This window comes from Mycobacteroides chelonae CCUG 47445 (genome assembly GCF_001632805.1).
Classification (GTDB): Bacteria; Actinomycetota; Actinomycetes; order Mycobacteriales; family Mycobacteriaceae; genus Mycobacterium; species Mycobacterium chelonae.
In genome coordinates, this window is the sequence record NZ_CP007220.1 from 367,724 (window position 1) to 388,555 (window position 20,832).

Genomic DNA, 20,832 nt, shown 5'->3' on the forward strand with positions numbered 1-20,832 from the left:
TAACGATATATCGGAATCGATCGTGATGCAACGAAAACTTTCGAAGGTGATTTCGAGAGCTGCTGCCAGCTACGCGCCGTAGGGTGACCGCCATGACGGTGAAGTGGCTGGAACAACCCGAGGACCACGACTATGCGGCGGCCGTGGATTACCTGACGCTCGTCGGTGAGGCGGATGTGGTGAAGCGGACCGTGAAGGCGCTGCGCAATGCGACGCTGGAGTACCGCAAGGCCAAGGACATCCTGCGGGCGGCTCACCTGGAGATGCTTCCCAAGACCAATGCCCACGTGGCCCGCGACCTTGCGAAGATCGCCAAGGACAAGGCGTTGTCCCCCATCCTGTTGGTGCGGGGGGACGCACGTTCCGGGGCGCGGCTGGAGATTGCCGACGGCTACCACCGGGTCTGCGCTAGCTACATATCCGACGAAAATACCGATATCCCCTGCCATTTGGTGTCCTGGCAGTAGCTCCATGAGCGGATTTGGATTTCCGACCCTGGCGATCGTCGTCGTCGTCGGAATGGTCGGACCACTGCTCGCGCTCAATACGCGTCTGCGGATCCCTGTCGTCATCGGCGAATTACTCGCCGGAATCGTCATCGGCCGCACCGGATTTGGCTGGATCGATGCCTTCGATCCCACGTTCAAGATGTTCGCCGACGTCGGATTCGCGCTGGTCATGTTCGTCGCTGGCACGCATGTGCCCATACGCGATAAGACGATGGTGGCCGCGCTACCCAAGGCGGCCCTGCGCGCCATCGTGGTGGGCGCGGTCGGTGCGGGGTTGGGAGTGTTGCTGGCCAACGCGTTCCACACCGGACATGCACCGCTATACGCGGTGCTCATCGCGTCCTCCTCGGCGGCGCTGGTATTGCCGATCATCGACTCGCTGAGCTTGGAAGGACCCAAGGTATTGAGCACCACCGCACAGGTGGCCATCGCCGATACCGCGTCGATTATTCTGTTGCCCTTGGTTATCGACCTCAAGCACGCGCCCCGGGCGGCCGTCGGTGCGGTGGCCGTGGCGGCCTGCGCGGGCATTGTTTTCGTGATCCTGCGCGCGCTCGATCAGGCCGGAAAGCTCGACCGGTTCCACGACTATTCCAAGCAGCGCCGGGTGGCCATGGAACTGCGGATCAGCCTGGCCATCGTCTTCGGGCTGGCGGCGCTGGCCGTGGAGACTCACGTGTCGATCATGTTGGCCGGGTTCGCGCTGGGCCTGGTCGTCGCGGGCATCGGGGAGCCGCGCCGCCTTGCCAAGCAGTTGTTCGGATTCACCGAAGGCTTTTTCTCGCCACTGTTCTTCGTATGGCTGGGGGCGTCGCTACACGTGCGTGAGCTCGGTGAGAACCCCAAGCTCATGCTGCTGGGGTTGGGCCTGGGTGGCGCGGCCGTGTTGGCCCATGTGGTCGGGCGGGCCTTCGGACAGCCGGTATCGCTGGGTGCGTTGGCGGCGGCTCAGCTCGGCGTACCCATCGCGGCCGCCGCGATCGGTGAGCAACAGCAATCATTACTGCACGGTGAGGCCGCGGCACTCATCTTGGGGGCGCTGGTCACGATCGTCGCGGCAACGCTAGGCGGCTCGCTCTACGCGAAGACATCTACCCGGAATCAGCCAGGCGTAGCGAAACCTGAAGGTCCGCTGGGGGACTCAGGGGGTTCTGACGCTGCCGATGTTGCGGGTGGTCCAGCCCAGTCCGCCGGCGGAACAGGCACCGGCGCCGCAGGGTAGGCGGGCTGCATGTGTTCCAGGGCGCGGCGGTGACGTTCGGCGAGCACTGCGGCCAGCATGAACTGTGGGGGTGTGCCGGGCGGCGGTGGCGGTGCGATGCTGGCAAGCACATCGGTGGAGATCTGGTAGAGCATCTGGTCGCGGGTTTGTGGCGCCAATTGCCCTGCGCGGTTGAGGAATTGGCGGGCAAGATTCGCTTGTTCGGTAGTGAGCCCCGACAGTTGTAATGTCTGTGCCCATTCGGCCAGCGGTGGTGGCATCACCGGCGGCGGAGGGAGTTTGGGGCCACGCTCGCTGATCACCATGGTGCCCGCGAAGATGTCGCCCAGACGTTTGCCCTTTGCCGAGACCAAGCTGCTGATCACGGCGGGGGCACCCATGAACATGAAGATCTCGACCACGGCCGCAAGGGCGCGGATGACGGCTTGCCGCAGGCGTTCCGGGCCCCCATCGTCGGATACCACCCGCAATCCCATGGCCATCTTGCCCAGCGAGCGTCCCCGGGTGGACATCTCCCAGATGACGGGATAGCCGACGAGCGCCAGCACGGAATAGGCGATGCTGAGCGCGCCGGCCAGCGCCTCGTCGAACTGCGAGAGAGAGAACGCGACGACGAAGATCCCGGCATACAGCAGGATCACCTGCACGAAGATGTCGATGAACGCGGACACCACCCGCACCGGAAGCTGGGCCACCTTGACGTCCAAGACAACCGCGTCACCCGTCACCAACTCGGACATCACTCGAGACTACTAGTATTTGCCAGATGGACGTGGACGCATACGTCGCCACTCACCGGGGGACATGGGACCGGCTGGAGCTGCTGCTCAAGCGCAGGCGCAGCCTGAGCGGTCCAGAGATCGATGAGCTGGTCGAGCTGTACCAGCGGGTGTCGACGCACCTGTCGACCGTGCGGTCGTCCTCGGGGGATCCGGCATTGGTCGGGCGGTTGTCCAACCTGGTTGCCCGGGCACGTTCGGCCGTCACGGGAGAGCATGCCCCGTTGTGGCGTCACTTCATCCGATTCTGGACGGTGTCCTTTCCCGTGGTCGCCTACCGGAGCTGGCGGTGGTGGCTGGGCGCGACGGTCGCCTCGATGGTGGTGGCAGTCGCCGTCGGCATCTGGGTGATGCACTCGGCCGAGCTGCAATCGGTGATCGGAACACCCGATGAGATCGCGCACCTGGTGAACGAGGACTTCGAAAACTATTACAGCGAGCATCCCGCGGCGGCCTTCGCGCTGCACGTGTGGATCAACAACTCGTGGGTGGCGGCGCAGTGCATCATCTTCGCCGTGCTGTTGGGCATTCCCATCCCGTTCGTCTTGTTCATGAACGCGGCGAATGTGGGCGTGGCCGGTGGTTTGATGATCGCGGCGGGCCGCGGCGATGTGTTCTTCGGCCTGATCCTCCCGCACGGTCTCTTGGAGCTCACGGCGGTGTTCTTGGCCGCGGGCGCGGGAATGCGCCTGGGATGGAAGGTCATTGACCCCGGCGATCGGCCCCGTGGACAGGTGCTGGCCGAGCAGGGCCGTGCCGTCATGTCGGTGGCGGGCGGACTGGTCGGGGTACTGCTGGTGAGCGGCCTCATCGAGGCGCTGGTCACCCCGTCGCCATTGCCGACATTCGCACGGGTGGCAATCGGGGTGATCGCGGAAGCGCTGTTCCTGGCCTATGTGGTGATTCTGGGGCGCCGCGGGGTGGCCGCCAACGAATCCGGCGATATGGAAGACGCTCCCGACTACGCTCCGGCTTCCTGAGCGCTACAGGCGTCCGGACGCCTTCAACGACAGATACCGGTCGGCAAGGGCCGGGGCGATCTCGTCCGGCGGGGCATCGACAACCTCGACACCCTGACGGCGCAACAAGGTGACGATGTGTCGGCGTCCGCCACGGGTACGTTCGGCGGCGGCCGCGTCGTAGACCTGCTCGACGTCGAGTGACCTGATATTTCCTGGCCCCGTGGAGTTCTCGGGCTTGACCATGTCCTCGACACGTGGATCGCTGACCGCGGCCACCAGCAGATGGTGATGGCTGGTCAGCTGGGGAAGCAGCGGTAGCAGGCCCTCCTCCAGCGCCTCGGGATTCAGGTCGGTGAGCAGCACGATGAGCGAGCGATGACGGGATTTGCGACGAATGGTGGCCACGAGATCGCGGGCGTCGGATTCGACAAGCGAGGGTTCCAGCGGCGCCATCGCGTTGACCACCAGTGGAAGTAGTTCGTTGCGCGATGCTCCGGAAACCTGCGAGCGCACCGCGCGGTCGTGCGCCAGGAAGTCCACGCGATCTCCGGCGCGAGATGCCAATGCCACCAACAGCAATGCGGCGTCCATCGCCCAATCCAACCGCGGCCACCCAGAGGGATCACCCGATGTCGGGTCGACACCGATGCGTCCCGCCGAAGTGCGGCCGGTGTCCAGCACCACGAGGATGCGGCGGTCTCGTTCCGGGCGCCAGGTGCGTACCACCACGTCATTGCGCCGGGCGGAGGCACGCCAGTCGATGGACCGGACATCATCGCCCACGACATATTCACGCAGCGAATCGAATTCGGTGCCCTGGCCCCGGATGAGCACAGGGATGGCGCCTTCGAGCTCGCGCAACTTGGCGAGGCGGGACGGCAGATGCTTGCGGCTCAGGAACGGGGGCAGCACGCGCAGCTGCCACGGCACGTCGTGACGCCCCTGCCGCCCGGCCAACCCCAGCGGTCCCACCGTGCGCACGGTCACGGTGGCCGGCCGGTGATCGCCACGGCGTAAGGGGTGCAAGGAGGTAACGATCTGCGTGCGTTCGCCGGTGCGCAGATTCAACCGGTGTGCCCGTGGTGTGGCACGCATGCTCGGTGCCCAACTGTCGCGGACCCATCCGCGTACCCGGCGGCCCGGATTCTGGATCTGCAGGGTGATGTCTGCGGATTCACCAAGCCGGATGGAATCCGGCCCCGACCGGACAAAGGTGAGACGGCGCGGGCTGGCAGCGGCGACGATATCGATGGCGATCACCACCGCGAGCGCCAGGAGTAGCAGCCAGAACAGCCGAACCGGCCACGGCGACACCAGGATCAGCAGCGCGCCGAGCAGCGCCGCCAATCCCGCGCGTCCGGTGGGAATCACTAGCGTGGCACCGGAACCGTGACGAGGATGCCGTCGAGCACTCTGTCCGAGGTGGCGCCCTCTAACTCGGCCTCGGGGCGCAGGCCGATGCGGTGGCGCAGCGTCGGGCGCGCCATCGCCTTGACGTCGTCTGGGGTGACATAGTTGCGGCCGGAAAGCCACGCCCATGCACGGGATGTCGCCAGCAGAGCCGTCGCCGCGCGCGGGGAGGCGCCCAACTGCAGCGAGGGCGACTGGCGAGTGGCGCGGATGACGTCGACCACGTAGGCGAGCACCTCCGGGGCCACCAGCACGCGGCCCACCGCGGCGCGTCCGGCCTCCAGGTCGGCGGCAGAAGCGACCGGAGTGACATGCGACAGGTTGCGGGGGTCGAATCCGTGCGCGTGCCGTTCCAGGATGGCGATCTCCTGATCACGTTCCGGCAGAGACACATTGAGCTTCATGAGGAAGCGGTCCAACTGAGCCTCGGGCAGCTGATAGGTGCCCTCATATTCGATAGGATTCTGGGTCGCAGCGACGATAAAGGGATTCGGGAGCGGCCGTGGCGTGCCATCGACCGTCACCTGACGCTCCTCCATGGCCTCCAGCAGTGCCGCCTGCGTCTTGGGCGGGGTGCGGTTGATCTCGTCGGCCAGCAGCAGATTGGTGAACACCGGACCGGCCCGGAACTCGAATGCCGCGGTACGCGCGTCGTAGACCAGCGACCCGGTGACGTCACCCGGCATCAGGTCGGGAGTGAACTGCACCCGCTTGAACTCCAGGGACAGCGCCGCCGAGAGCGTACGCACCAGAAGGGTTTTCGCAACTCCTGGTACGCCCTCCAACAGGACGTGCCCGCGGCACAGGAGCGCTACGACCAGTCCGCTGACCACGGAATCCTGCCCCACGACCACGGTGGCGATTTGTTCGCGCAACGCGGCCAGGGCCTTGCGCGCGGCGTCCTCAGAGTTCCCGGTGGTGGTTGCCTGTGTCACGATTCGCGTACCTGCCTTTCCAGAAGATCCAGTTGTCGAGTCAGATTGGTGAGCTGTTGGTCGTCCGACGGGACGGGGCCGAACAGCACATGGTGAATCTCGATGGGGTTGCGTCCTATTCGCTGAGCGACGGTGGTGGTGACGACCTGCGGCGTCTCGTCGACAGGGAGGCCGAGTCGGCGCACGATCCGGTAGGTGGCTGCCTCGCGCAACGATGCGGCAGCGAGGTCGCGGGCACGGCGCGACCGGTAGAGGCGCCCGCGCCCCTCGGTGGTTTCCGAAGCGCGCACGATCACCGGAAGCTTTTCGGCGACCACGGGCCCCAGGCGGCGGCCCCGCCAGAGAGCGAGCAGCAGTACGACGATGCAGAGCTGCCAAATGGCCATGCTCACTTGGTCGGGGATCAGATCGCCCATCGATTTCGGTTGGGCGCTGGTGCCCACCTTCGGCCGTTCGGGGACGTACCAGACCAGGTGCGAGGAGCGGCCGGCCAGATTCATGGCCAATGCCGCATTGCCCTGCTTGGCGAGTTGCAGGTTGGACAGCAGGGTGTCATCGCCTAACACGGTGATGGTGCGGGTGCCCTCTGGGTAACGCAGCAGAGTACCGCCGTAACAGCTGATTTGGCCGGGACCCGGGTTGGTGAATGTGTAGGTGGGGCCGATGTATGTCTGAATGGTGCCGGCCTGCTGAGCTTCCCGGAGATCGCAGTTCGGTTCGACGATCTCATCGCTTTGGTATGAGGTGATGCGTGCCTGCGAGGCCAGCCGCTCACGGGTCGCGGAGTACGGCGCCAGCAGCAGACGATCCCCGGGAATCGCAACCAGAGAGTCCAGTATCTCGTCGGTGAGATTCCCATTGTCCAGCACCATGAGCTGGCTGTCGGGACGCATCGCGGCACGGACCTCGGCGATGGTGGTGGCGCGTGTGACGGTGACACCGCGGTCGCGCAGCAGTTGCGCGAGAGCGTGCCCGCCCCGCTGGGTCACGGCTTCGGGGTCGAGATAGCCCTCGGGCCGAGGCGATTTGGTGACCAGTAGACCCGTGACGACGATGGCGACCAATGCGGTCAGGATCCATGCCCAGGTGCGCCAACGGTCCCGGAGACGGGGAGAGGTGGCGGTGCTGGTGCTGGTGGTCACCGCACCGCCTCCCAGCCCGTCATCGCGCCGGGTTCTGTGGATGTCAACAGAACCGGGGCATCGCGGATATGGTCGTCCAAGTCGGCTATCTTGCGATAGGACTGTTCGGTGCCTGGGCGTTCGCCGTAGCTCACGTCGTTGAAGATTTCCGCACTCGATCGGAATTCTGGTGCCAGTGAGGGTAATTCGCGTGATGCGTCGGCAGCCAGCTCGTTGGCGGTACGTCCCGGCACCGGGGTGAGGATCGTGCGTTCTTCGAGTTGGCGTGCCACGGCGCGCAGCCGGTGGCGGATTGCCGAGGCCCAGTCACCCTGGGATGCGGCAAGTTCCGCGGCCGCTCGATGCTCCGCCGCGGTTAGCTCGGCTGATTCGAAGAGCCCGAAATCCGCGCCGCCCTTGGTCCGGATGGCGCGGCGGGCGATGCGCACCAACAGCACCACGACGGCGATGACGATGAGCGCGGTGACGACGATGGTGAACCAGCCGCCGGGAACCTCGCTGGCCCGGAACTCCAGGTAGTTCAGGTGTTCGATGATCCAGTTGACCAGACGGTCCAGTGGCGAGGGGTGCTCGTAGATCGGTTTGGCGAGTTCGTGTTGGGCCGCCTCGGCCGCTGATTCGCGGTCGATGTCGACGGTCGGCATTACACCTGAACCGGGGGATACGCGGGCAGCCACAACGCATCAGGATCGATGCCGGGTTGTCCGAGGCGCTCACGCGTTCTGGTTTCGGTTTGCAACACGAGATCGAATGCCTCGGTGCGCATTCGCTGATCGGTGTAGAGCAACACGTTCACCGCGGCGTTGAACGGCAGCGTGATGATCTGGGCGACGATGACACCGACACTGGTTAGCGCCAGACCCAGGAGCATTGTCGTGCTGCTGGTATTCGATGAGCCCAGGCCCATGCCGATCTGTCCGCCGAGGCTGAAGGGCATTCCCAGGATGCCGGCCACGATGCCGACGATGATGGATGTGAGTAGCAGGATGCCCAGGAGGCGCCAATAGCCTTTGCGTACCAAGGATATTGATCGGCCGATTGCGCCGAAGACACTCTGGCGCTCCAGGATGAGTACCGGTGAGGCCAGGGCGAAGACGGGAATGAGATAGAAGTACAGCGCCAGGAAGCCGAACCCGAGCGCGAAGCCCGCCGGTACCGCGCCCCACGGGCCGACGGTGAGGGCAAGCCCGACCACTCCCGCGATACCGATCGCGAGAGGCAGGGTCAGCAGTAGAGCGGAGAGGAACGCTAATCCGATGAGCGCCCAGATGCGGGGTTTGGCACGCTGCCAGGCCTCCGAGGGAGTGGTGTGTTCACCGAACACCGAGCGTCCGACGGTGACTGTCAGCATGCCGCTCAGGACGATGGTGACCAGCATGGTGATCACGTAGCCGATGGCCGCGCCGCCGAAGTATCCGATCCCGAATGCGGCGGCGAAGGCATCGTCACTGTTCGCGTCGAAGCTGCCGACACCGCTGAGAAGTCCCAGGATGGGTCCGGCTTGCAACGCGAAGGTGAGCAGCTGGCTGATGACCACGACCACGGCGGTAAGACCGATCGTTGCCTTGGGGTTGGCGCGAATGGCGGCGACGGCCCCGTTGTACAGCGCGGACAGATCCAGCGGGCGCAGCGGGATGATGCCGGGTTTCAGTGCCGGTGGCGCGGGTGTCACCCAGTAGGGAACCTGTGGCGGCCCCTGATATCCGGGCGGTGGTGGTTGATACCCCGGGGGTGGCGGCTGGTATCCGAACCCCGGGGGCGGATATCCGTAGGCCGGGGCGGGTGGATAGCCAGGCGCGGCAGGAGGGTAGGCGGGTGGGGGTCCCGGGGGTAGCGGAGACGGAGTGACGCCCCCCTCGTCGTTGCTCATTGTTCCATTTTGGCGGCTGAGGGCGTTCCTGGCAATTGCCTCCCCATTTTAATGTCAATACCCTTGACATATGTCAGGCGGATTGACATTCTGGGGATATGACTGAGAAGAGCGCCACACAGGAATTCGATCTCGCGTTTGAGGCCGCGTACCGCGGCGAGCGTCCCGACGGTTTGGGTGTCCGGCCGCCGTGGAGCATTGGTGAACCACAGCCCGAGATCGCGACGCTGATCGCCGAGGGCAAGGTGCGTGGGGAGGTGCTTGACGCCGGTTGCGGCGAGGCAGCGACCGCGCTGTATCTCGCCGAGGTGGGGCACACCACCGTAGGTCTGGACTCCGCGCCCAAGGCCATCGAGCTGGCGAAAGGCTATGCGGCCGAACGCGGCCTGACCAATGCCAGTTTCGCGGTTGCCGACATTTCGGCCTTCACGGGATACGACGGGCGGTTCGACACCATCATCGATTCGACGCTGTTCCACTCGATGCCTGTCGAGCTGCGCGATGGCTATCAGCGTTCGATTGTGCGGGCTGCGGCGCCGGGCGCACGCTACTACGTATTAGTCTTCGATCGCGCCGCGTTCCCGGCGGAATCACCCGTCAATGCTGTTACCGAAAATGAACTGCGGGATGCGGTTTCGAAGTACTGGGCCATTGATGAGATCCGCCCGGCCAAGATCTACGCGAACTTCAACGGATTCGAACCGGGTGTGGCGCAGGGGTTCGCACGGCACCAGGTCGAGCCCGATGGCCGGTCATCGGTGCCGGCGTGGCTACTTTCGGCGCATCTGGCGGGCTAGAAGTCCAGGATGAACCGCTCGGGGTGGTGGTAGTCGTTGGTGCGGGACTGGCCGGTATCGAGATGCGGCGGCGGAATCCATTCGGTGATCCCGTCACTGCGGCGTTTTCGGGTGGTCCAGCCCTGTTGGAGCAGCCGATGGTGCGGGCCGCAGGCGAAGGTCAGGTTGTCGATGTCGGTCGGTCCATCGTCGCACCAATCGTCGACGTGATGCACCTGGCAGAGATAGCCGGGCACCGTGCATCCCGGCGCCGAACAGCCACGATCTTTGGCGTGTAAGACAATTCGCTGATCGGCGGTGGCGATCCTTTTGGACCGACCCAGGTAGAGCGGGCGGCCGTCGTCGTCGAATATCGCGAGGTAATGCAGGGCGTGGGCGGCCATCCGGATCAGGTCGGGGATGGGCACTAGGTTGCCGCTACCCGATATCGCCTGACCGGCTGCGCTCTGCATCTCGCTCACCGTCGTGGACACCACGACGGTGACGGGCAATCCATGATGTGAGCCCAGCTTGCCCGAGGTCAAGGTGCTGCGCAGGCACGCCCGTAGTCCGTCGTGGTTTCGCTGGGCGGTAGTTCGTGTGTCGCGCTCGGCGGCCGCCGCGTCGGGTTCACCTTCGGTCGTGGGAGATTCATCGCGAGGATCGCACATGCCCGGCGCCGCGAGCTTGCTCAGCACTGCGTCGAGGTAGGCGCGAGTCTCCGGATCCAGCAGGCCGCTGATGGCGCTCATTCCGTCGGTTCCCTGGCGTCCGATCGATATGCCCCGCATACGGGCACGGTCGACGTCAGAGAACCGGCCGTCGGGATTGATCAGAGCCGCGATCCGGTCGGCGCCGGCGCGGAGTTGTTCCGGGCCGAATTCGGTTCCCATGGATGCCAATCGCTGCTCGGCAGACTCGCGGGTATCGGTGTCGATCGCGTCGGGTAAGACGTCGAAGAACCTGCGGACGATCCGCACGTGCTCGTCGCCGATACGGCCCTCCCGCAATGCGAGGGCGGTATGCGGGAGTAAAGGTAGTAGGGGCTCGCCGGTGAATGCGCGCCGCGGGCCGAGATGTGCGGCGTCAGAGAGGCGACGCCGAGCGGTCGCGGTACTTACCGAGAGGTGCCGTGCCAGTACCTCCGCGAATGACGTACCGCCCAACGCGACCGGTGATCCGCGTTCCACCAGCCGGGCCGTGAGCGTGTGTGAGGCCGCGGTGATCTTGCGTTGTGCGATTTCCAGTTGTCTTAGTGCGGAGAGCAACTCGGGATTATTGAGTTCATCACACGACGACTCGACGACTGCGGTGGCTGTCGTCAGTAGATCGTCGATTGGACTCATGTTTGAAGGCTATGGATGACGACCGACAGCTGGGCGAGGCTATCCACAACCACGATGGCCATCCACAAGTGGGATGAACCGCTTGTCGAATGTCAGAAGTTGCGGTAGTCGCGCACCGGCATCCGTGATCCACGCCGCTCCGGCTTGGGTGCGATGAGTTCGATGAGCCGAATGACTCGATAGCGTTGTCCGGCATAGGGTTCGAGAAGTTCCAGCATGCCGGCATCGTCGATTTTTTCGCCGGTGAGCGCGAATCCCACCTGCCCGGCGATGTGGTAGTCCCCGACGGGCACGGCGTCGGGATCGCCGAGCGCGCGAATGCGGACCTCGGCCTCGGTCCACGGTCCGATGCCGTGGATCGAGGTCAGGTGCTCTGGCTTGGTTTCCACGTCGATGTTGGCAGCGATGCGGACGGTGCGCATGCGGACCGGTTCGGCACCGGATTTGTGCCACTCCCACGACGGGATGTCGAGCCATTCTCGTTGGGGTGGTGGAACCTTGGCGTCGCCCATGTCGGTGCCGACACGGTTGATGAGATACCGCCAGGCACGCCAGGCCTCTGCGCCGGGCACCTTCTGTTCCAGCACGGCAGGAACGAGAGCCTCCCACACGCGATCGGTGGCGCCAAGACGGACACCTTTCGCGCCCTGGATCAGCCGGGTGACAACCTCGTGTTTGGGTGTGAGCGCTTCGGGTTCGTCGTCGGCGCCCAACAGGCGTGGCAGGCGATCGAGCAGCCACCCGGCACCGTCACCGTAGGCCCGGCCGACGACGGTTTTGTCTTCGCGTGAGATCGTCAGTACCCCAGGGCCATCCGGGGTGTAGGAGCCCCGGGTGATCGATCCGCCGGGGGATACCCGGTACGTGGGATCAGTCGAGCCGCGCCGGTGGATGCCGAGGGTTCGGCGTATATCCAACGGCCACGGTGGAGTCCACTCACGGATGAGCGGAGCTGCTAGGCCCCCGGGCAGAACTTCCAGCCGCCGGTCTCCTTCTTGAACTCGATGTCGTGCTTGCCCTTGGCGTCGGTGATGTGAATGACGGCAACGTCGCCGTCGATATCGAGGCCGGTGATCTTCGAGGGGCCATTGTCGGCCTTGGTCAAGGCGTTGAGATCGGGAGCCTGCCCGCTTCCGGCGATGTCCTTGAACGCCTCGCGGTACTTGGCGCAGAAGAAGGTCAGCATCTTCTTGAAGTCGTTGGCCTTGGCGGCATCGGCCATCCCGGAGATGGTCTGCTTGATCGCCTTGATGTCCTCGTCCTTGTTGGAGCCGGAGGACCGGGGCGAGTCGACGATCTGGTCGTTGGCGGTCGTGCGGGTGCTTTGGGTGCTGGAGTTGGTGGTGGTGAGGCCGAGTACCAGCAGGGCGACCAGGAAGATACCGAGCGAGCCGCCGACGACGGCGAGAGCCTTCTGCTGCGGGGTCAGTGGCGGCCGGGGAGGTTTGGGGGCGGGGGCGTAGCCGCTGGGAGGCTGGCCATAAGGGCCGGGCTGCGGGTATCCGGGAAACTGCTGTTGAGGCTGCTGGTACTGGCCGTGGGGGTACTGCGGTTGCGTCATCTGCGTATCTGTCCTAGCGCGGCTGCGGTCATGGCGTTCCCTGCCAGTGTGCCGGATGGGCGCGGTGGAGGTGGTTGTCACGCGGTTTCCGTGCCTGCCGAGGTGATGTCCTATTTCTCCACACGCCTTCCCGGCATGTCCGAGATTCAGGCTTCAGCGGGCTGCGCTGTTAGTCTCCGAAGAACGCCGGAATGGGGACGCGGGGAGGCGTGCTCGACCGGTGGATCGCAAGGAAGCGCGAAAGAGCTGGTAGCGAGGCTGACGGAGAGATTAGTGCGCGGCGGAGAGATCAAGGCCCTCACAGGGCTTCGCATCATCGCCGCGCTCTGGGTTGTGCTTTTTCACTTCCGGCCTCTGCTGGAGGACGCGGTCCCCGGATTCCGATCCGCGCTGACCCCCGTTCTCAACTGTGGCGCTCAAGGCGTCGACCTCTTCTTCATCCTCAGTGGGTTCGTACTGACCTGGAACTACCTCGACAAAATGGGCGATCGCTGGTCCACCCGCGAGACGCTGCACTTCCTGTGGCTGCGCCTGGCCCGGGTGTGGCCCGTGTACCTGGTCACCATGCATCTGGCCGCGCTGTGGGTCATCTTCACCATGCACGTCGGACACATACCGCCCAAGGACGTCAACGGATACGACGCCATGAGCTACGCGCGTCAGCTGTTCATGGTGCAGCTGTGGTTCCGTCCGTACTTCGACCTGTCCAGCTGGAACGGTCCGGCGTGGTCTATCAGCGCTGAATGGCTGGCTTACCTGCTCTTCGGCGGACTGGTCCTTGTCATCTTCCGGATGGCGCGCGCGACCCGCGCCCGCAGCCTGATGGTTCTGGCCGTGGTGGCCTCGCTGCCGCCGGTCATCATCTTGCTGCTGACGGGGCAGTTCTACACACCGTGGAGCTGGTTGCCGCGCATCGTTATGCAGTTCACTGCGGGCGCCCTCGCGTGTGCTGCGGTGAGCAGGCTGCGACTCACTCACCGTTCCCGCCATATTGCCGGCTACGTGGCGATCGCGATCATCGCGGCGATCGTGGGCTCGCTGTACTTCCTGGATGCCCACCCGATCTCCGGAGTTACCGATAGCAGCGGGGTAGTGGACGTGCTGTTCGTACCGCTGGTGATGGCGCTGGCGGTCGGCATCGGCCCGCTACCCACACTGCTCTCCACGCGCATCATGGTCTACGGCGGTCAGATCTCCTTTGGGCTGTACATGGTGCATGAGCTCGTGCACGTCTCCTGGACATGGGCCACCAAGCAGTTCGAGCTCTCACTGACCGACCCTGGCGGCGGTTGGATCGTGATCGGCCTGATTGCGCTCTCGGTAGTGCTGTCCATGGCGCTGTATCACGGCGTGGAGGAACCCGGACGGCGCTGGATGCGCCGGATGATCGGCGTCACCAAGCCAGCGATCACCGATCACCATGTTCCGCACAATGGCCATAAACACCAGGTGCCCGTGGACGTGACGGACTCCGATCGGGAGCCGGTGTCGACCGGTGTAACGAGTCGATAGTTTCAAACGAATAACGCTGTGCCGCAGCCGGGTTTGAGGCCCCCTAAAATGCTGGGGACAGTGGAGGTAGCAGTGGTTCGTCTGGCGGCGTTCGTCATCGCATTCGTGTTTCTCTTCGGGGTGGCTGCCCCGCAGCCTGCACCGGCGCGCCCCTACCGACTGGCCTACTTAGGTTCCGGACTGAACCATGTCGCGGTGGTCAGCGATTCGTACACCACCGGCACCAAGGAAGGCGGCCTGGGCGCCAAATCGTGGACGTCGCTGGCGTGGCGGATCTTGGGGCGCGAAGGTGTCCGCATCAACGCTGACGTCGCCGCCGAAGGGCGTGCCGGATACGGCGTGCGCGGTGACCACGGCAGCGTCTTCGCCGACCTCACCGACCGGGTAGTGCGTCCCGACGACGAGCTGGTGGTGTTCTTCGGTTCGCGCAACGACCAGGATGTCGATCCGGACGTGTATGCAGAGGCGACCCGTCGCACGCTGGCGTCGGCACGGCGCACGGCGCCGGCGGCCAAGCTGCTCGTGATCGGCCCACCGTGGCCGACGGCCGACGTACCCGACGTGGTGCTGCAACTGCGCGACATTCTGTACGGCGAGGCCCATGCGATCGGTGCGTCGTGGGTGGATCCGCTGGCCGAACGCTGGTTCGTTGGACGCCCGGAGCTGATCGGCTCCGACGGTGTGCACCCCAACGATGCCGGGCACGCCTACATGGCCGACAAGATCGCCCCGCTCATCGGTACCCGGCTGACCCGACGGCTCTGAGAGTAGAGTCCAGGCATGAAGCGGATCGTGTGGGTGACCGGAATTGCCTTGGCAGCGTTCGCTTTTACAGGCTGTGGTTCAACATCGCCGGAGCAAGAACCCGTGTCCACGTCGGCCGCGCCATCCTCGCCATCGCTCCCCGAGCCTTCGCGCAAGGTGGTGCCGCCGGGCGGTGTCTACTGGAATCCGGTGACCCAGCAGCCGGAAGAGAAGCCCACGCAGATCGTGCTGACCCCTGCCGACGCCGGAGACATGCTTGTCGATATCACCTGGGACAGCTGGACGCAGCAGCAGGCGACTGGGAAGGCAGTCCGCGCGACCAAGGACTGTGTCCCCGACTGCGCGACGGGTGGGACAACCCGTCGGGACGTCACGCTGACCTTCCAGGACTCGAAGGCGCTTCCCGATGACGCAGGCTGGTGGCAGTTCACCAAACTGGTGATCACGGGCAGCGCCGGCAAGTCCGAAACCATCGATATGCCCATGACCGCGCAGTAGGAGCGCGCTAGTCGGCGATCACGTCCAAGGTGCCGAATAGCGTGAGCCCCGCAGCACGAGCCAACGCGCTCGACGCTGCGTTGTCCACCTGGCATCGGTACTGCGGCTCGTAACCCCGCGCGCACGCGTACCGGAACACGGCACGCACCAGCTGCCGGGCGTGGCCTCTGCCGCGGAATATCGGCAGCGTCAGCACTCCGAGGTCCATGATCGCCGCGCCCTCCCACTGATAGATGCTGGAGACGGCGACGAGGCGGCCGTTGTCGAAGGAGCCGAACACCGCCCAATGACCCAGCTCCACTTGGGCGTTGTCCAAATCTTCCGCCGAGGCAACCGATTCGAATGCCGAGAAGATGGCCTTGTCGTCGGCTGTGAGCTGACGGACGTCGCCCGTGGGTACTTCGGCCACGAGTGCGTCGCGCGCATCGTTGGTGAAGTAGAAGAGGTTGTCCGCGCCATGCATCGCGATGCCGACGTTGTCCAGGCTGCCCCAGTAGCTGGGCTCCGAAAGGGTCTGTGCACCATCGATTCCCGCGCGTTCGGCGAGTTCGGGTACGAGGGTGACGCTGGTCTTGCCGTCGACGGTCTTGAGCACCATCAGCCGACTGTCCTCGTCGAGGTCGGGGTAGACGGCGAGTTGGAAATCGTCGTCGGTGTGCAGGACGGTGCCCCGGCCAAGGTAACCATGCCAGAAGTCCGTGATGATGGGGGAGAAGTCGGGCATCGGCTCTATCTTCTTGGAGGTAATCGGTTATGGCGCAAACTGGTTCAGGCTAGAGACCATCCCGATGTAGCGCCACCGAATATTGCGGTGCGTTCAAAGAATCAGGCCGCCTACGTCCCGAAGGACACAGGCGGCCTGATCTGTGGGCAGTTCTAGGGCGTCAGCCCATCAACGACGTCAGCAGTGGGTTGCCGGAGGTCTCGGCCCGCTTCTCGGGGTCGGTGCAGTCCTTCCACTTGCCGTTCTCCAGCACGAACTCGCGCTGCTGATTGGCGGTCACGTCGTGGCCCTGCGCGGTGACCCCAGCGGTCGCCGTCGGTCCGGTGACGTTGATGTCGTGGACGTCGTAGGTGACGCCGGACAGCACCTCCTTGGCTGCCGCGCGGAACGACGAACGGTAGGCCTTGTCGTCATTGTTCTGGATCGCGGTGGTCAGCGCCTGGGTGGTCGGCCCGGAGACCCCGGCTGCCGACGCCACGGCGCTGATCATGCTCGGCCCGTACCCAGCGACCTGACCGATCGGGGGGATCTGGTCATCAGCAGACTTCGAGGCGATCGTGCCCCGGTACTTGTCGCAGAAGAATGTCGAGAGGGTGGCGTTGTCGAGCGACTTGATGGCCGAAGCCTCGCCCGAGATGATCTGCCGGATCTGCTGGTCATCGGCGGGTGCGGCGGCGGCCAGCGCCGGTCCGCTGAGGGCGGCCGCCAGCGCGATCACACCGGCGCCCACAAGGCGATTCTTCATGTAAAGCTCCCATTCGTCGGGTTTTGTCAAACCTTACCGAAAGAAATGTCGTGTGCTTCCGCTTAGCTGTTACCGGTACATCGCGACCAGGAGTACCACCGCTGCCAGCAGGCCGATCAGCATTACGGCCTTGCGCAGCTTCCAGACGATAAGCAAACCGATAGCGATGGCCGCGAGGGCGACAGGATTCGACGCGAGTTCAGAGACGGCCATGCATCCACCATGTCATGGCGCCGGGAGTCCCAGCCGGTCCGCCATGCTGATGAAAAAAGGCCCGACCGGGGAATTCCTGGTCAGGGCCTTACTTCCAGCGTCGGGGTATTCGGCGCTATGCGCCTCCTACCCCTTTCCTCGCCTCGGGTGAACGAGCACGCTCGTTCACCTCTCAGCTCAGTCGGGGTGGCGGGATTCGAACCCACGACCTCTTCGTCCCGAACTCGACGTACTGGGCGTTTGCAGTTACTAGCTCTGTTGGCTGTATCGGATATGTGCAGGTCAAGGCGTTGGCGGTGTTGGTCGGAATTGATCGGAGTTGAATCTACTGCGGGCCAGTTGCGGGCCACGGGGCGCTTACACGGGAAGCCGTCAAATGCATGTGCGCCCAGTAACCTTGGGGCCGTGGCCCCGCTACTGACCCTGGGCATATTCCTATTCCTCGGCGTGATGATGTACGTCGCCTATAGGCAACGCAAACAGCCTTCGCGTCGGCCCTGGCGGAACCCCTACATGCCACACCCCTACCTGTGGCGTGGCGCACCGGATTGGCCTCACACCCCACGGCCACCGTGGCCGACTGACGAAGACGGCAATCCAATCGACGCGAGCGAGACCAACGAGCGCTAGCTACCGCCCGTTACCTCGCGAGATAGGTGAAATAGTTCCCAATAGCTTCGAGCGCCTTTGGAGATAGCTCCGGGTGTCTCTCATGCATGACGGCCTCTACATAGTCACCAGCATCGTTGAGGGACATGCGATTCCAGTCAGGTTCGATCTTGATCGCCTCGTCAAGGACGACTCGCACCCGTTCCAGGGCTGCCGTCGCCCTGTCTGTGCCGAAGCGGGCTTGGAATTCTTCGTCGTTCTTCCCTGGATAGCGTCGCAGGTAGACGACTATCGCGTCACTGGCGTCGATGTCGGTGCTGGGCATGTCTTAACGGTGGGAGAGAAGTGCTTTATGCGCAGCGCGGAAATGGATTTCGAAGAGGTCCTTCATCCACGACATCACCGCGGTGTCATCGGCATTGAGGCCGGGGGTCGGTATATCGTCGTGGATATCGCTGAGCATGAGCATGTAATGCCATTTCTTGGATCTGTTGTCTAGTCCGAGTTCATTGGGCGCCTCCGGCGGTGCAAGGAAAAAGTCGATGCCACCGTCCCGGGCCGATGAACAAATCTGGAGTTTGCAGTCTGGACGGCGGTAGTAGATCGCCCACGCGGGGCGGTCCCCATAGGTGGCAGAATCCTGTACCGCGTCAAGCACAAAGCCAGCTCCGAAGAGAGTTCGATCTAGAAAGCTCGCCAACTCTGCTGGTCTCATCACTTGCCTCCCGTGTAGACCCAGACATTGCCCTGCTGTACGTATCCGTACGCTGCGGCGTTTTCCTTCAAAAAGTTGATCTCCATCGCAGAGAATGAACGCCTCTGCACGGCCGCTACCTGTTCAACACTGCTGAACCCTTCAGGCAGAACGTAGTCAACCCGTGGCACCCTATTTTCCAATTGTGCACGCAAGAATTGTTCGTTGACTTGCCACCCCAGGCTTCGGGAACCAGCGTCATCAAGTCCTCGGCCGACGGCGTTCCAGGTGTCATCCCCGGTGTCGAAGTAGATGCCGCCGTTGTTTCTTGCTTCGCCGATGTAGCCGCCGTCTTGCCCATCCCACTTACCCAGAACGACCCGGTCGGGGTTGGCGTTACTGCTGATGCCGGGTGCGTGGTGGGTGGAGTGGTCGGCGACCTGCGCCGCGAGGTCGGCCGTGGGATGGCCGTTGACGTAGGCGCTATTGAGGTCTGACGCCAGCCCGGGGGCATGCGGCGAGTAATGCTCAGTGGAATGGTTCCAACCCCCACTGCCTCCCTGGTCGCTACTCGCTGGGGCGTGATGGTCACCGCCTGGTGCCGAGTGATGGCCTGGCGCAGCGTCGTCAAGTCCGTGGGTGAGTGCGCGGCCTTCGGTGCCGGTGAGGTCGCCGAGTAGTCCGCGGGCGCCAGCTGCGGCTTCGCCGCCGATCGCGCCGGTGGCCAAGGCTTCGGTGCCGTGGATGATGTTTTTGCCGATGAACTCGCCGGGGTGGTTGTAGAAGTCTTTGGCTTGTTCAATGCCCATCTTGGGCGCAGCCAGGGGGTCGGTGGTGAGTTCGTGGGCCTGCTGGATTGCGCCGAGGCCGACTTGTTTCCATGCTTCGGCGACACCGGGTGCGCCTGGACCGGCTTGTCCGGTAAGGATTTTCGCCTGCTCAATCTGGCCGTCAACGGTTTTGGTGGCTGAGTCGCTGGCGCGGCCGATGATGTCGTTGAACTGATCACCGGGCGAGTTGTGTAGCGGCACTTGACCGGGCGTGCGCATCGGCTCGGCATCGGGCATGAAACGCGGGGCCTGCGCCGCCCGGACTGCGTCGTTGACCCGCTGCTCGATCTGGTCGGCCGGAACTGTGGGGTCTTTTTGTAGGCGCTCGCGGGTCATTTGCGCGAATGCCGGGACATCGCGGTCGGCCAGCGTGGGGGCGAGTTTCGCGGGGTTGGCTGGATCACCTTCGCGCACACCAGGAATTGACCCGACACCGCCGAGCTTGGCGGGGTCAACATTCTTATCCCCAACATTCACAGCGTCTTTGGGATACCACTTCTTATAGTCGGCCACCGTCTCGGCACCTGTAGTGCCTGCGGGTTTGGTGTCGCCAGCACCGGCGATGTCCTGCATACCCGCAACAATCCCGTGCGGCTTGCCGCTGGTCGCGCTGACCGTGGTCGCGGTAGCCGTGGCGGGTCCGTCGCCGGGCTTCGATCCCACGGCGTCGCGCAGGATCTTGCGCCCATCGACCAGGGCGGTTTTGGGGTTGATGCAGCCGGTGATCTTCTGCGCGGCAGTATCGGCCTGAGTCTTGAGGGTTTGACAGCCCTTCTCCCAGTTGGCGACGTATTCCTTGATTTGCCGCTCGGCTTCCTCGACGTGCTGGCGGTTCTTGGCGGCGGTCTCTTCGCTCATGCCCTCCGGTGGGGTGTAGGTCATGTTGAAGCTCTGGTCGATCGAGACACCTTGATCCTTGGCACGCAAAGCGTTTTCGATCATCGCCTTGCCGTTGTTCAGCGGCGGCAGGACCTCATGGGTGATAGTGGCCGAGGCCAGCCTCACAATGTCCTCGGCGGCATCATCAGCGTTATCGGAACCGTGGCAGTCCAGAGCGGCCCGCTCATAGGCCGCGTTCGCGGTGCGCCCCGTCCACTCCGTACCGGCGGGAGCACCAGCCCAGCGTTTGTAGTCGTCAAACGCTTCCTTGAATTGCTTAGTCTGCGGACGCCAGGTATCCACCACCGCCATATAGGCGTTGGGGTTGATCGCCATGAACTCATCAAGCGTCGTCACAGACCCGACCCGCTATGCGCGCAGTGGTGGCTGATAGATGCTCGGCAAGTTTCGGTAGCCGGTATCCAGTGAGCTGGAAGCGATCGTGAAATCCTTGTGCGCCTCGTCAGCGAAGTCGGCGATCGTGTTCAACCGGGCAGCCCCGACCCGCTTCACATCCGCGATGGCCTTCGACACCCCATGCAACGCCGCCAACCCCGGATCAGCACCAGACGGCGCCGACCCACCAGAGGCGATGCTGTCCCTAACCTCACCACCAAGCGCGCGCAGATGCGGACCAAGCTTGCCCAAAGCCGCAAGATCAACCTTGAGCACGTCCTCATCGCCAGCCATGGCACGCACCCCCCTTCGGCAAACACCCCCGGTGATTCACAGCACACTACAGGCTTAGTGGCTATTGCGGGCAACAACCCAGGCCAGTAGCCAGCAATCTGTCAGCATCAAGGCCAGGGCGCCGCCCGCCTGGTGACCATGGTTGCAACCCCACCGGGCGG

At 64.2% G+C, this 20,832-nt stretch carries 23 protein-coding genes and 1 pseudogene; 8 read left to right on the plus strand and 16 right to left on the minus strand.

The features are described from left to right. Positions 1-92: 92 nt before the first annotated feature. Together BB28_RS01850 and BB28_RS01855 are read left to right on the plus strand one after the other, a co-directional pair. Complete coding sequence (locus tag BB28_RS01850; RefSeq protein WP_046255452.1) at positions 93-467, plus strand: hypothetical protein; 375 nt, start codon at positions 93-95, stop codon at positions 465-467. 4 nt (positions 468-471) lie between these two features. Continuing rightward, positions 472-1,731 (plus strand): cation:proton antiporter, encoded by a 1,260-nt coding sequence (locus BB28_RS01855; protein ID WP_046252293.1) that lies wholly within the window; start codon positions 472-474, stop codon positions 1,729-1,731. A gap of 368 nt (positions 1,732-2,099) precedes the next feature. On the opposite strand, the pseudogene BB28_RS25445 reads toward BB28_RS01855, so the two are convergent. Further along, positions 2,100-2,411 (minus strand): annotated as a pseudogene (locus tag BB28_RS25445) (RDD family protein); the annotation flags it as partial. Between the two features lie 86 nt (positions 2,412-2,497). Here BB28_RS25445 and BB28_RS01875 point away from each other — a divergent pair. After that, entirely contained in the window at positions 2,498-3,490 is a 993-nt protein-coding gene (locus BB28_RS01875) for a stage II sporulation protein M (RefSeq protein ID WP_046252297.1), read from the plus strand. Between the two features lie 3 nt (positions 3,491-3,493). Here the strand turns inward: BB28_RS01875 and BB28_RS01880 are convergent, their stop codons facing one another. From BB28_RS01880 to BB28_RS01900, 5 genes are read right to left on the minus strand one after another with little or no spacing between them, the layout of a single operon-like run. Next, on the minus strand, positions 3,494-4,843 hold the full coding sequence (locus BB28_RS01880; RefSeq protein ID WP_046252298.1) for a DUF58 domain-containing protein: 1,350 nt from the start codon (positions 4,841-4,843) through the stop codon (positions 3,494-3,496). Next, on the minus strand, positions 4,843-5,817 hold the full coding sequence (locus BB28_RS01885; protein ID WP_046252299.1) for an AAA family ATPase: 975 nt from the start codon (positions 5,815-5,817) through the stop codon (positions 4,843-4,845). The genes BB28_RS01880 and BB28_RS01885 overlap by 1 nt, the downstream gene beginning before the upstream one ends. Next, positions 5,814-6,974 (minus strand): DUF4350 domain-containing protein, encoded by a 1,161-nt coding sequence (locus BB28_RS01890; protein ID WP_046252300.1) that lies wholly within the window; start codon positions 6,972-6,974, stop codon positions 5,814-5,816. The genes BB28_RS01885 and BB28_RS01890 overlap by 4 nt, the downstream gene beginning before the upstream one ends. After that, a complete protein-coding gene (locus BB28_RS01895) occupies positions 6,956-7,603 on the minus strand; it encodes a DUF4129 domain-containing protein (RefSeq protein WP_046252301.1) in 648 nt (215 codons plus the stop codon). The genes BB28_RS01890 and BB28_RS01895 overlap by 19 nt, the downstream gene beginning before the upstream one ends. After that, entirely contained in the window at positions 7,603-8,631 is a 1,029-nt protein-coding gene (locus tag BB28_RS01900; RefSeq protein WP_046252302.1) for a glycerophosphoryl diester phosphodiesterase membrane domain-containing protein, read from the minus strand. The genes BB28_RS01895 and BB28_RS01900 overlap by 1 nt, the downstream gene beginning before the upstream one ends. Positions 8,632-8,927: 296 nt before the next feature. Between BB28_RS01900 and BB28_RS01905 the strand changes: the two genes are divergently transcribed. Further along, positions 8,928-9,626, plus strand: coding sequence for a class I SAM-dependent methyltransferase (locus BB28_RS01905; RefSeq protein WP_046252303.1), 699 nt, complete (start codon positions 8,928-8,930; stop codon positions 9,624-9,626). On the opposite strand, the gene BB28_RS01910 is transcribed toward BB28_RS01905, so the two are convergent. The 3 genes from BB28_RS01910 to BB28_RS01920 all read right to left on the minus strand — a co-directional run bounded on the left by BB28_RS01910 (position 9,623) and on the right by BB28_RS01920 (position 12,512). Further along, entirely contained in the window at positions 9,623-10,951 is a 1,329-nt protein-coding gene (locus BB28_RS01910; protein WP_046252304.1) for an HNH endonuclease signature motif containing protein, read from the minus strand. The genes BB28_RS01905 and BB28_RS01910 overlap by 4 nt on opposite strands. Positions 10,952-11,043: 92 nt before the next feature. Further along, complete coding sequence (locus BB28_RS01915; protein WP_046252305.1) at positions 11,044-11,868, minus strand: DNA-3-methyladenine glycosylase family protein; 825 nt, start codon at positions 11,866-11,868, stop codon at positions 11,044-11,046. Between the two features lie 38 nt (positions 11,869-11,906). Next, the gene (locus BB28_RS01920) at positions 11,907-12,512 is read right to left on the minus strand and encodes a hypothetical protein (protein WP_046252306.1); all 606 of its coding nucleotides are present in this window, start codon (positions 12,510-12,512) and stop codon (positions 11,907-11,909) included. Between the two features lie 273 nt (positions 12,513-12,785). Here BB28_RS01920 and BB28_RS01925 point away from each other — a divergent pair, with 273 nt between their 5' ends. From BB28_RS01925 to BB28_RS01935, 3 genes are all read left to right on the plus strand, one after another. After that, entirely contained in the window at positions 12,786-14,024 is a 1,239-nt protein-coding gene (locus BB28_RS01925) for an acyltransferase family protein (RefSeq protein WP_046252307.1), read from the plus strand. Positions 14,025-14,096: 72 nt separating this feature from the next. Next, positions 14,097-14,789, plus strand: coding sequence for an Rv0518 family GDSL lipase (locus tag BB28_RS01930; RefSeq protein WP_046252308.1), 693 nt, complete (start codon positions 14,097-14,099; stop codon positions 14,787-14,789). A 15-nt stretch (positions 14,790-14,804) separates the two neighbouring features. Beyond that, positions 14,805-15,287, plus strand: coding sequence for a hypothetical protein (locus BB28_RS01935; protein WP_046252309.1), 483 nt, complete (start codon positions 14,805-14,807; stop codon positions 15,285-15,287). Between the two features lie 7 nt (positions 15,288-15,294). Here BB28_RS01935 and BB28_RS01940 read toward each other — a convergent pair whose 3' ends face one another. The 3 genes from BB28_RS01940 to BB28_RS25305 form a co-directional block, all read right to left on the minus strand. Further along, positions 15,295-16,011: a GNAT family N-acetyltransferase gene (locus BB28_RS01940; protein WP_046252310.1), complete on the minus strand. Its 717-nt coding sequence runs from the start codon at positions 16,009-16,011 to the stop codon at positions 15,295-15,297. A 160-nt stretch (positions 16,012-16,171) separates the two neighbouring features. Beyond that, positions 16,172-16,756 (minus strand): hypothetical protein, encoded by a 585-nt coding sequence (locus BB28_RS01945; protein ID WP_030095914.1) that lies wholly within the window; start codon positions 16,754-16,756, stop codon positions 16,172-16,174. Between the two features lie 69 nt (positions 16,757-16,825). Continuing rightward, positions 16,826-16,969: a hypothetical protein gene (locus BB28_RS25305; RefSeq protein WP_046252311.1), complete on the minus strand. Its 144-nt coding sequence runs from the start codon at positions 16,967-16,969 to the stop codon at positions 16,826-16,828. A 450-nt stretch (positions 16,970-17,419) separates the two neighbouring features. On the opposite strand from BB28_RS25305, the gene BB28_RS25450 reads away from it, so the two are divergent. Further along, on the plus strand, positions 17,420-17,599 hold the full coding sequence (locus BB28_RS25450) for a hypothetical protein (RefSeq protein WP_081252337.1): 180 nt from the start codon (positions 17,420-17,422) through the stop codon (positions 17,597-17,599). A 10-nt stretch (positions 17,600-17,609) separates the two neighbouring features. Here BB28_RS25450 and BB28_RS01950 read toward each other — a convergent pair whose 3' ends face one another. From BB28_RS01950 to BB28_RS01965, 4 genes are read right to left on the minus strand one after another with little or no spacing between them, the layout of a single operon-like run. After that, positions 17,610-17,903 (minus strand): hypothetical protein, encoded by a 294-nt coding sequence (locus BB28_RS01950; RefSeq protein WP_046252312.1) that lies wholly within the window; start codon positions 17,901-17,903, stop codon positions 17,610-17,612. Positions 17,904-17,906: 3 nt separating this feature from the next. Continuing rightward, entirely contained in the window at positions 17,907-18,236 is a 330-nt protein-coding gene (locus BB28_RS01955; protein ID WP_046252313.1) for a hypothetical protein, read from the minus strand. Positions 18,237-18,292: 56 nt separating this feature from the next. Further along, positions 18,293-20,338 (minus strand): hypothetical protein, encoded by a 2,046-nt coding sequence (locus tag BB28_RS01960; protein WP_046252314.1) that lies wholly within the window; start codon positions 20,336-20,338, stop codon positions 18,293-18,295. Positions 20,339-20,350: 12 nt separating this feature from the next. Then, positions 20,351-20,671: a hypothetical protein gene (locus BB28_RS01965; protein ID WP_046252315.1), complete on the minus strand. Its 321-nt coding sequence runs from the start codon at positions 20,669-20,671 to the stop codon at positions 20,351-20,353. Between the last annotated feature and the right edge of the window lie 161 nt (positions 20,672-20,832).

Bases quoted from the DNA above. Each gene is read 5' to 3' on its own strand.
- BB28_RS01945 (WP_030095914.1), bottom strand. From the start codon at position 16,756: ATGAAGAATCGCCTTGTGGGCGCCGGTGTGATCGCGCTGGCGGCCGCC.
- BB28_RS01920 (WP_046252306.1), bottom strand. From the start codon at position 12,512: ATGACGCAACCGCAGTACCCCCACGGCCAGTACCAGCAGCCTCAACAG.
- BB28_RS25450 (WP_081252337.1), top strand. From the start codon at position 17,420: ATGATGTACGTCGCCTATAGGCAACGCAAACAGCCTTCGCGTCGGCCC.
- BB28_RS25305 (WP_046252311.1), bottom strand. From the start codon at position 16,969: ATGGCCGTCTCTGAACTCGCGTCGAATCCTGTCGCCCTCGCGGCCATC.
- BB28_RS01895 (WP_046252301.1), bottom strand. From the start codon at position 7,603: ATGCCGACCGTCGACATCGACCGCGAATCAGCGGCCGAGGCGGCCCAA.
- BB28_RS01940 (WP_046252310.1), bottom strand. From the start codon at position 16,011: ATGCCCGACTTCTCCCCCATCATCACGGACTTCTGGCATGGTTACCTT.
- BB28_RS01855 (WP_046252293.1), top strand. From the start codon at position 472: ATGAGCGGATTTGGATTTCCGACCCTGGCGATCGTCGTCGTCGTCGGA.
- BB28_RS01850 (WP_046255452.1), top strand. From the start codon at position 93: ATGACGGTGAAGTGGCTGGAACAACCCGAGGACCACGACTATGCGGCG.
- BB28_RS01965 (WP_046252315.1), bottom strand. From the start codon at position 20,671: ATGGCTGGCGATGAGGACGTGCTCAAGGTTGATCTTGCGGCTTTGGGC.
- BB28_RS01910 (WP_046252304.1), bottom strand. From the start codon at position 10,951: ATGAGTCCAATCGACGATCTACTGACGACAGCCACCGCAGTCGTCGAG.
- BB28_RS01935 (WP_046252309.1), top strand. From the start codon at position 14,805: ATGAAGCGGATCGTGTGGGTGACCGGAATTGCCTTGGCAGCGTTCGCT.
- BB28_RS01905 (WP_046252303.1), top strand. From the start codon at position 8,928: ATGACTGAGAAGAGCGCCACACAGGAATTCGATCTCGCGTTTGAGGCC.
- BB28_RS01950 (WP_046252312.1), bottom strand. From the start codon at position 17,903: ATGCCCAGCACCGACATCGACGCCAGTGACGCGATAGTCGTCTACCTG.
- BB28_RS01875 (WP_046252297.1), top strand. From the start codon at position 2,498: ATGGACGTGGACGCATACGTCGCCACTCACCGGGGGACATGGGACCGG.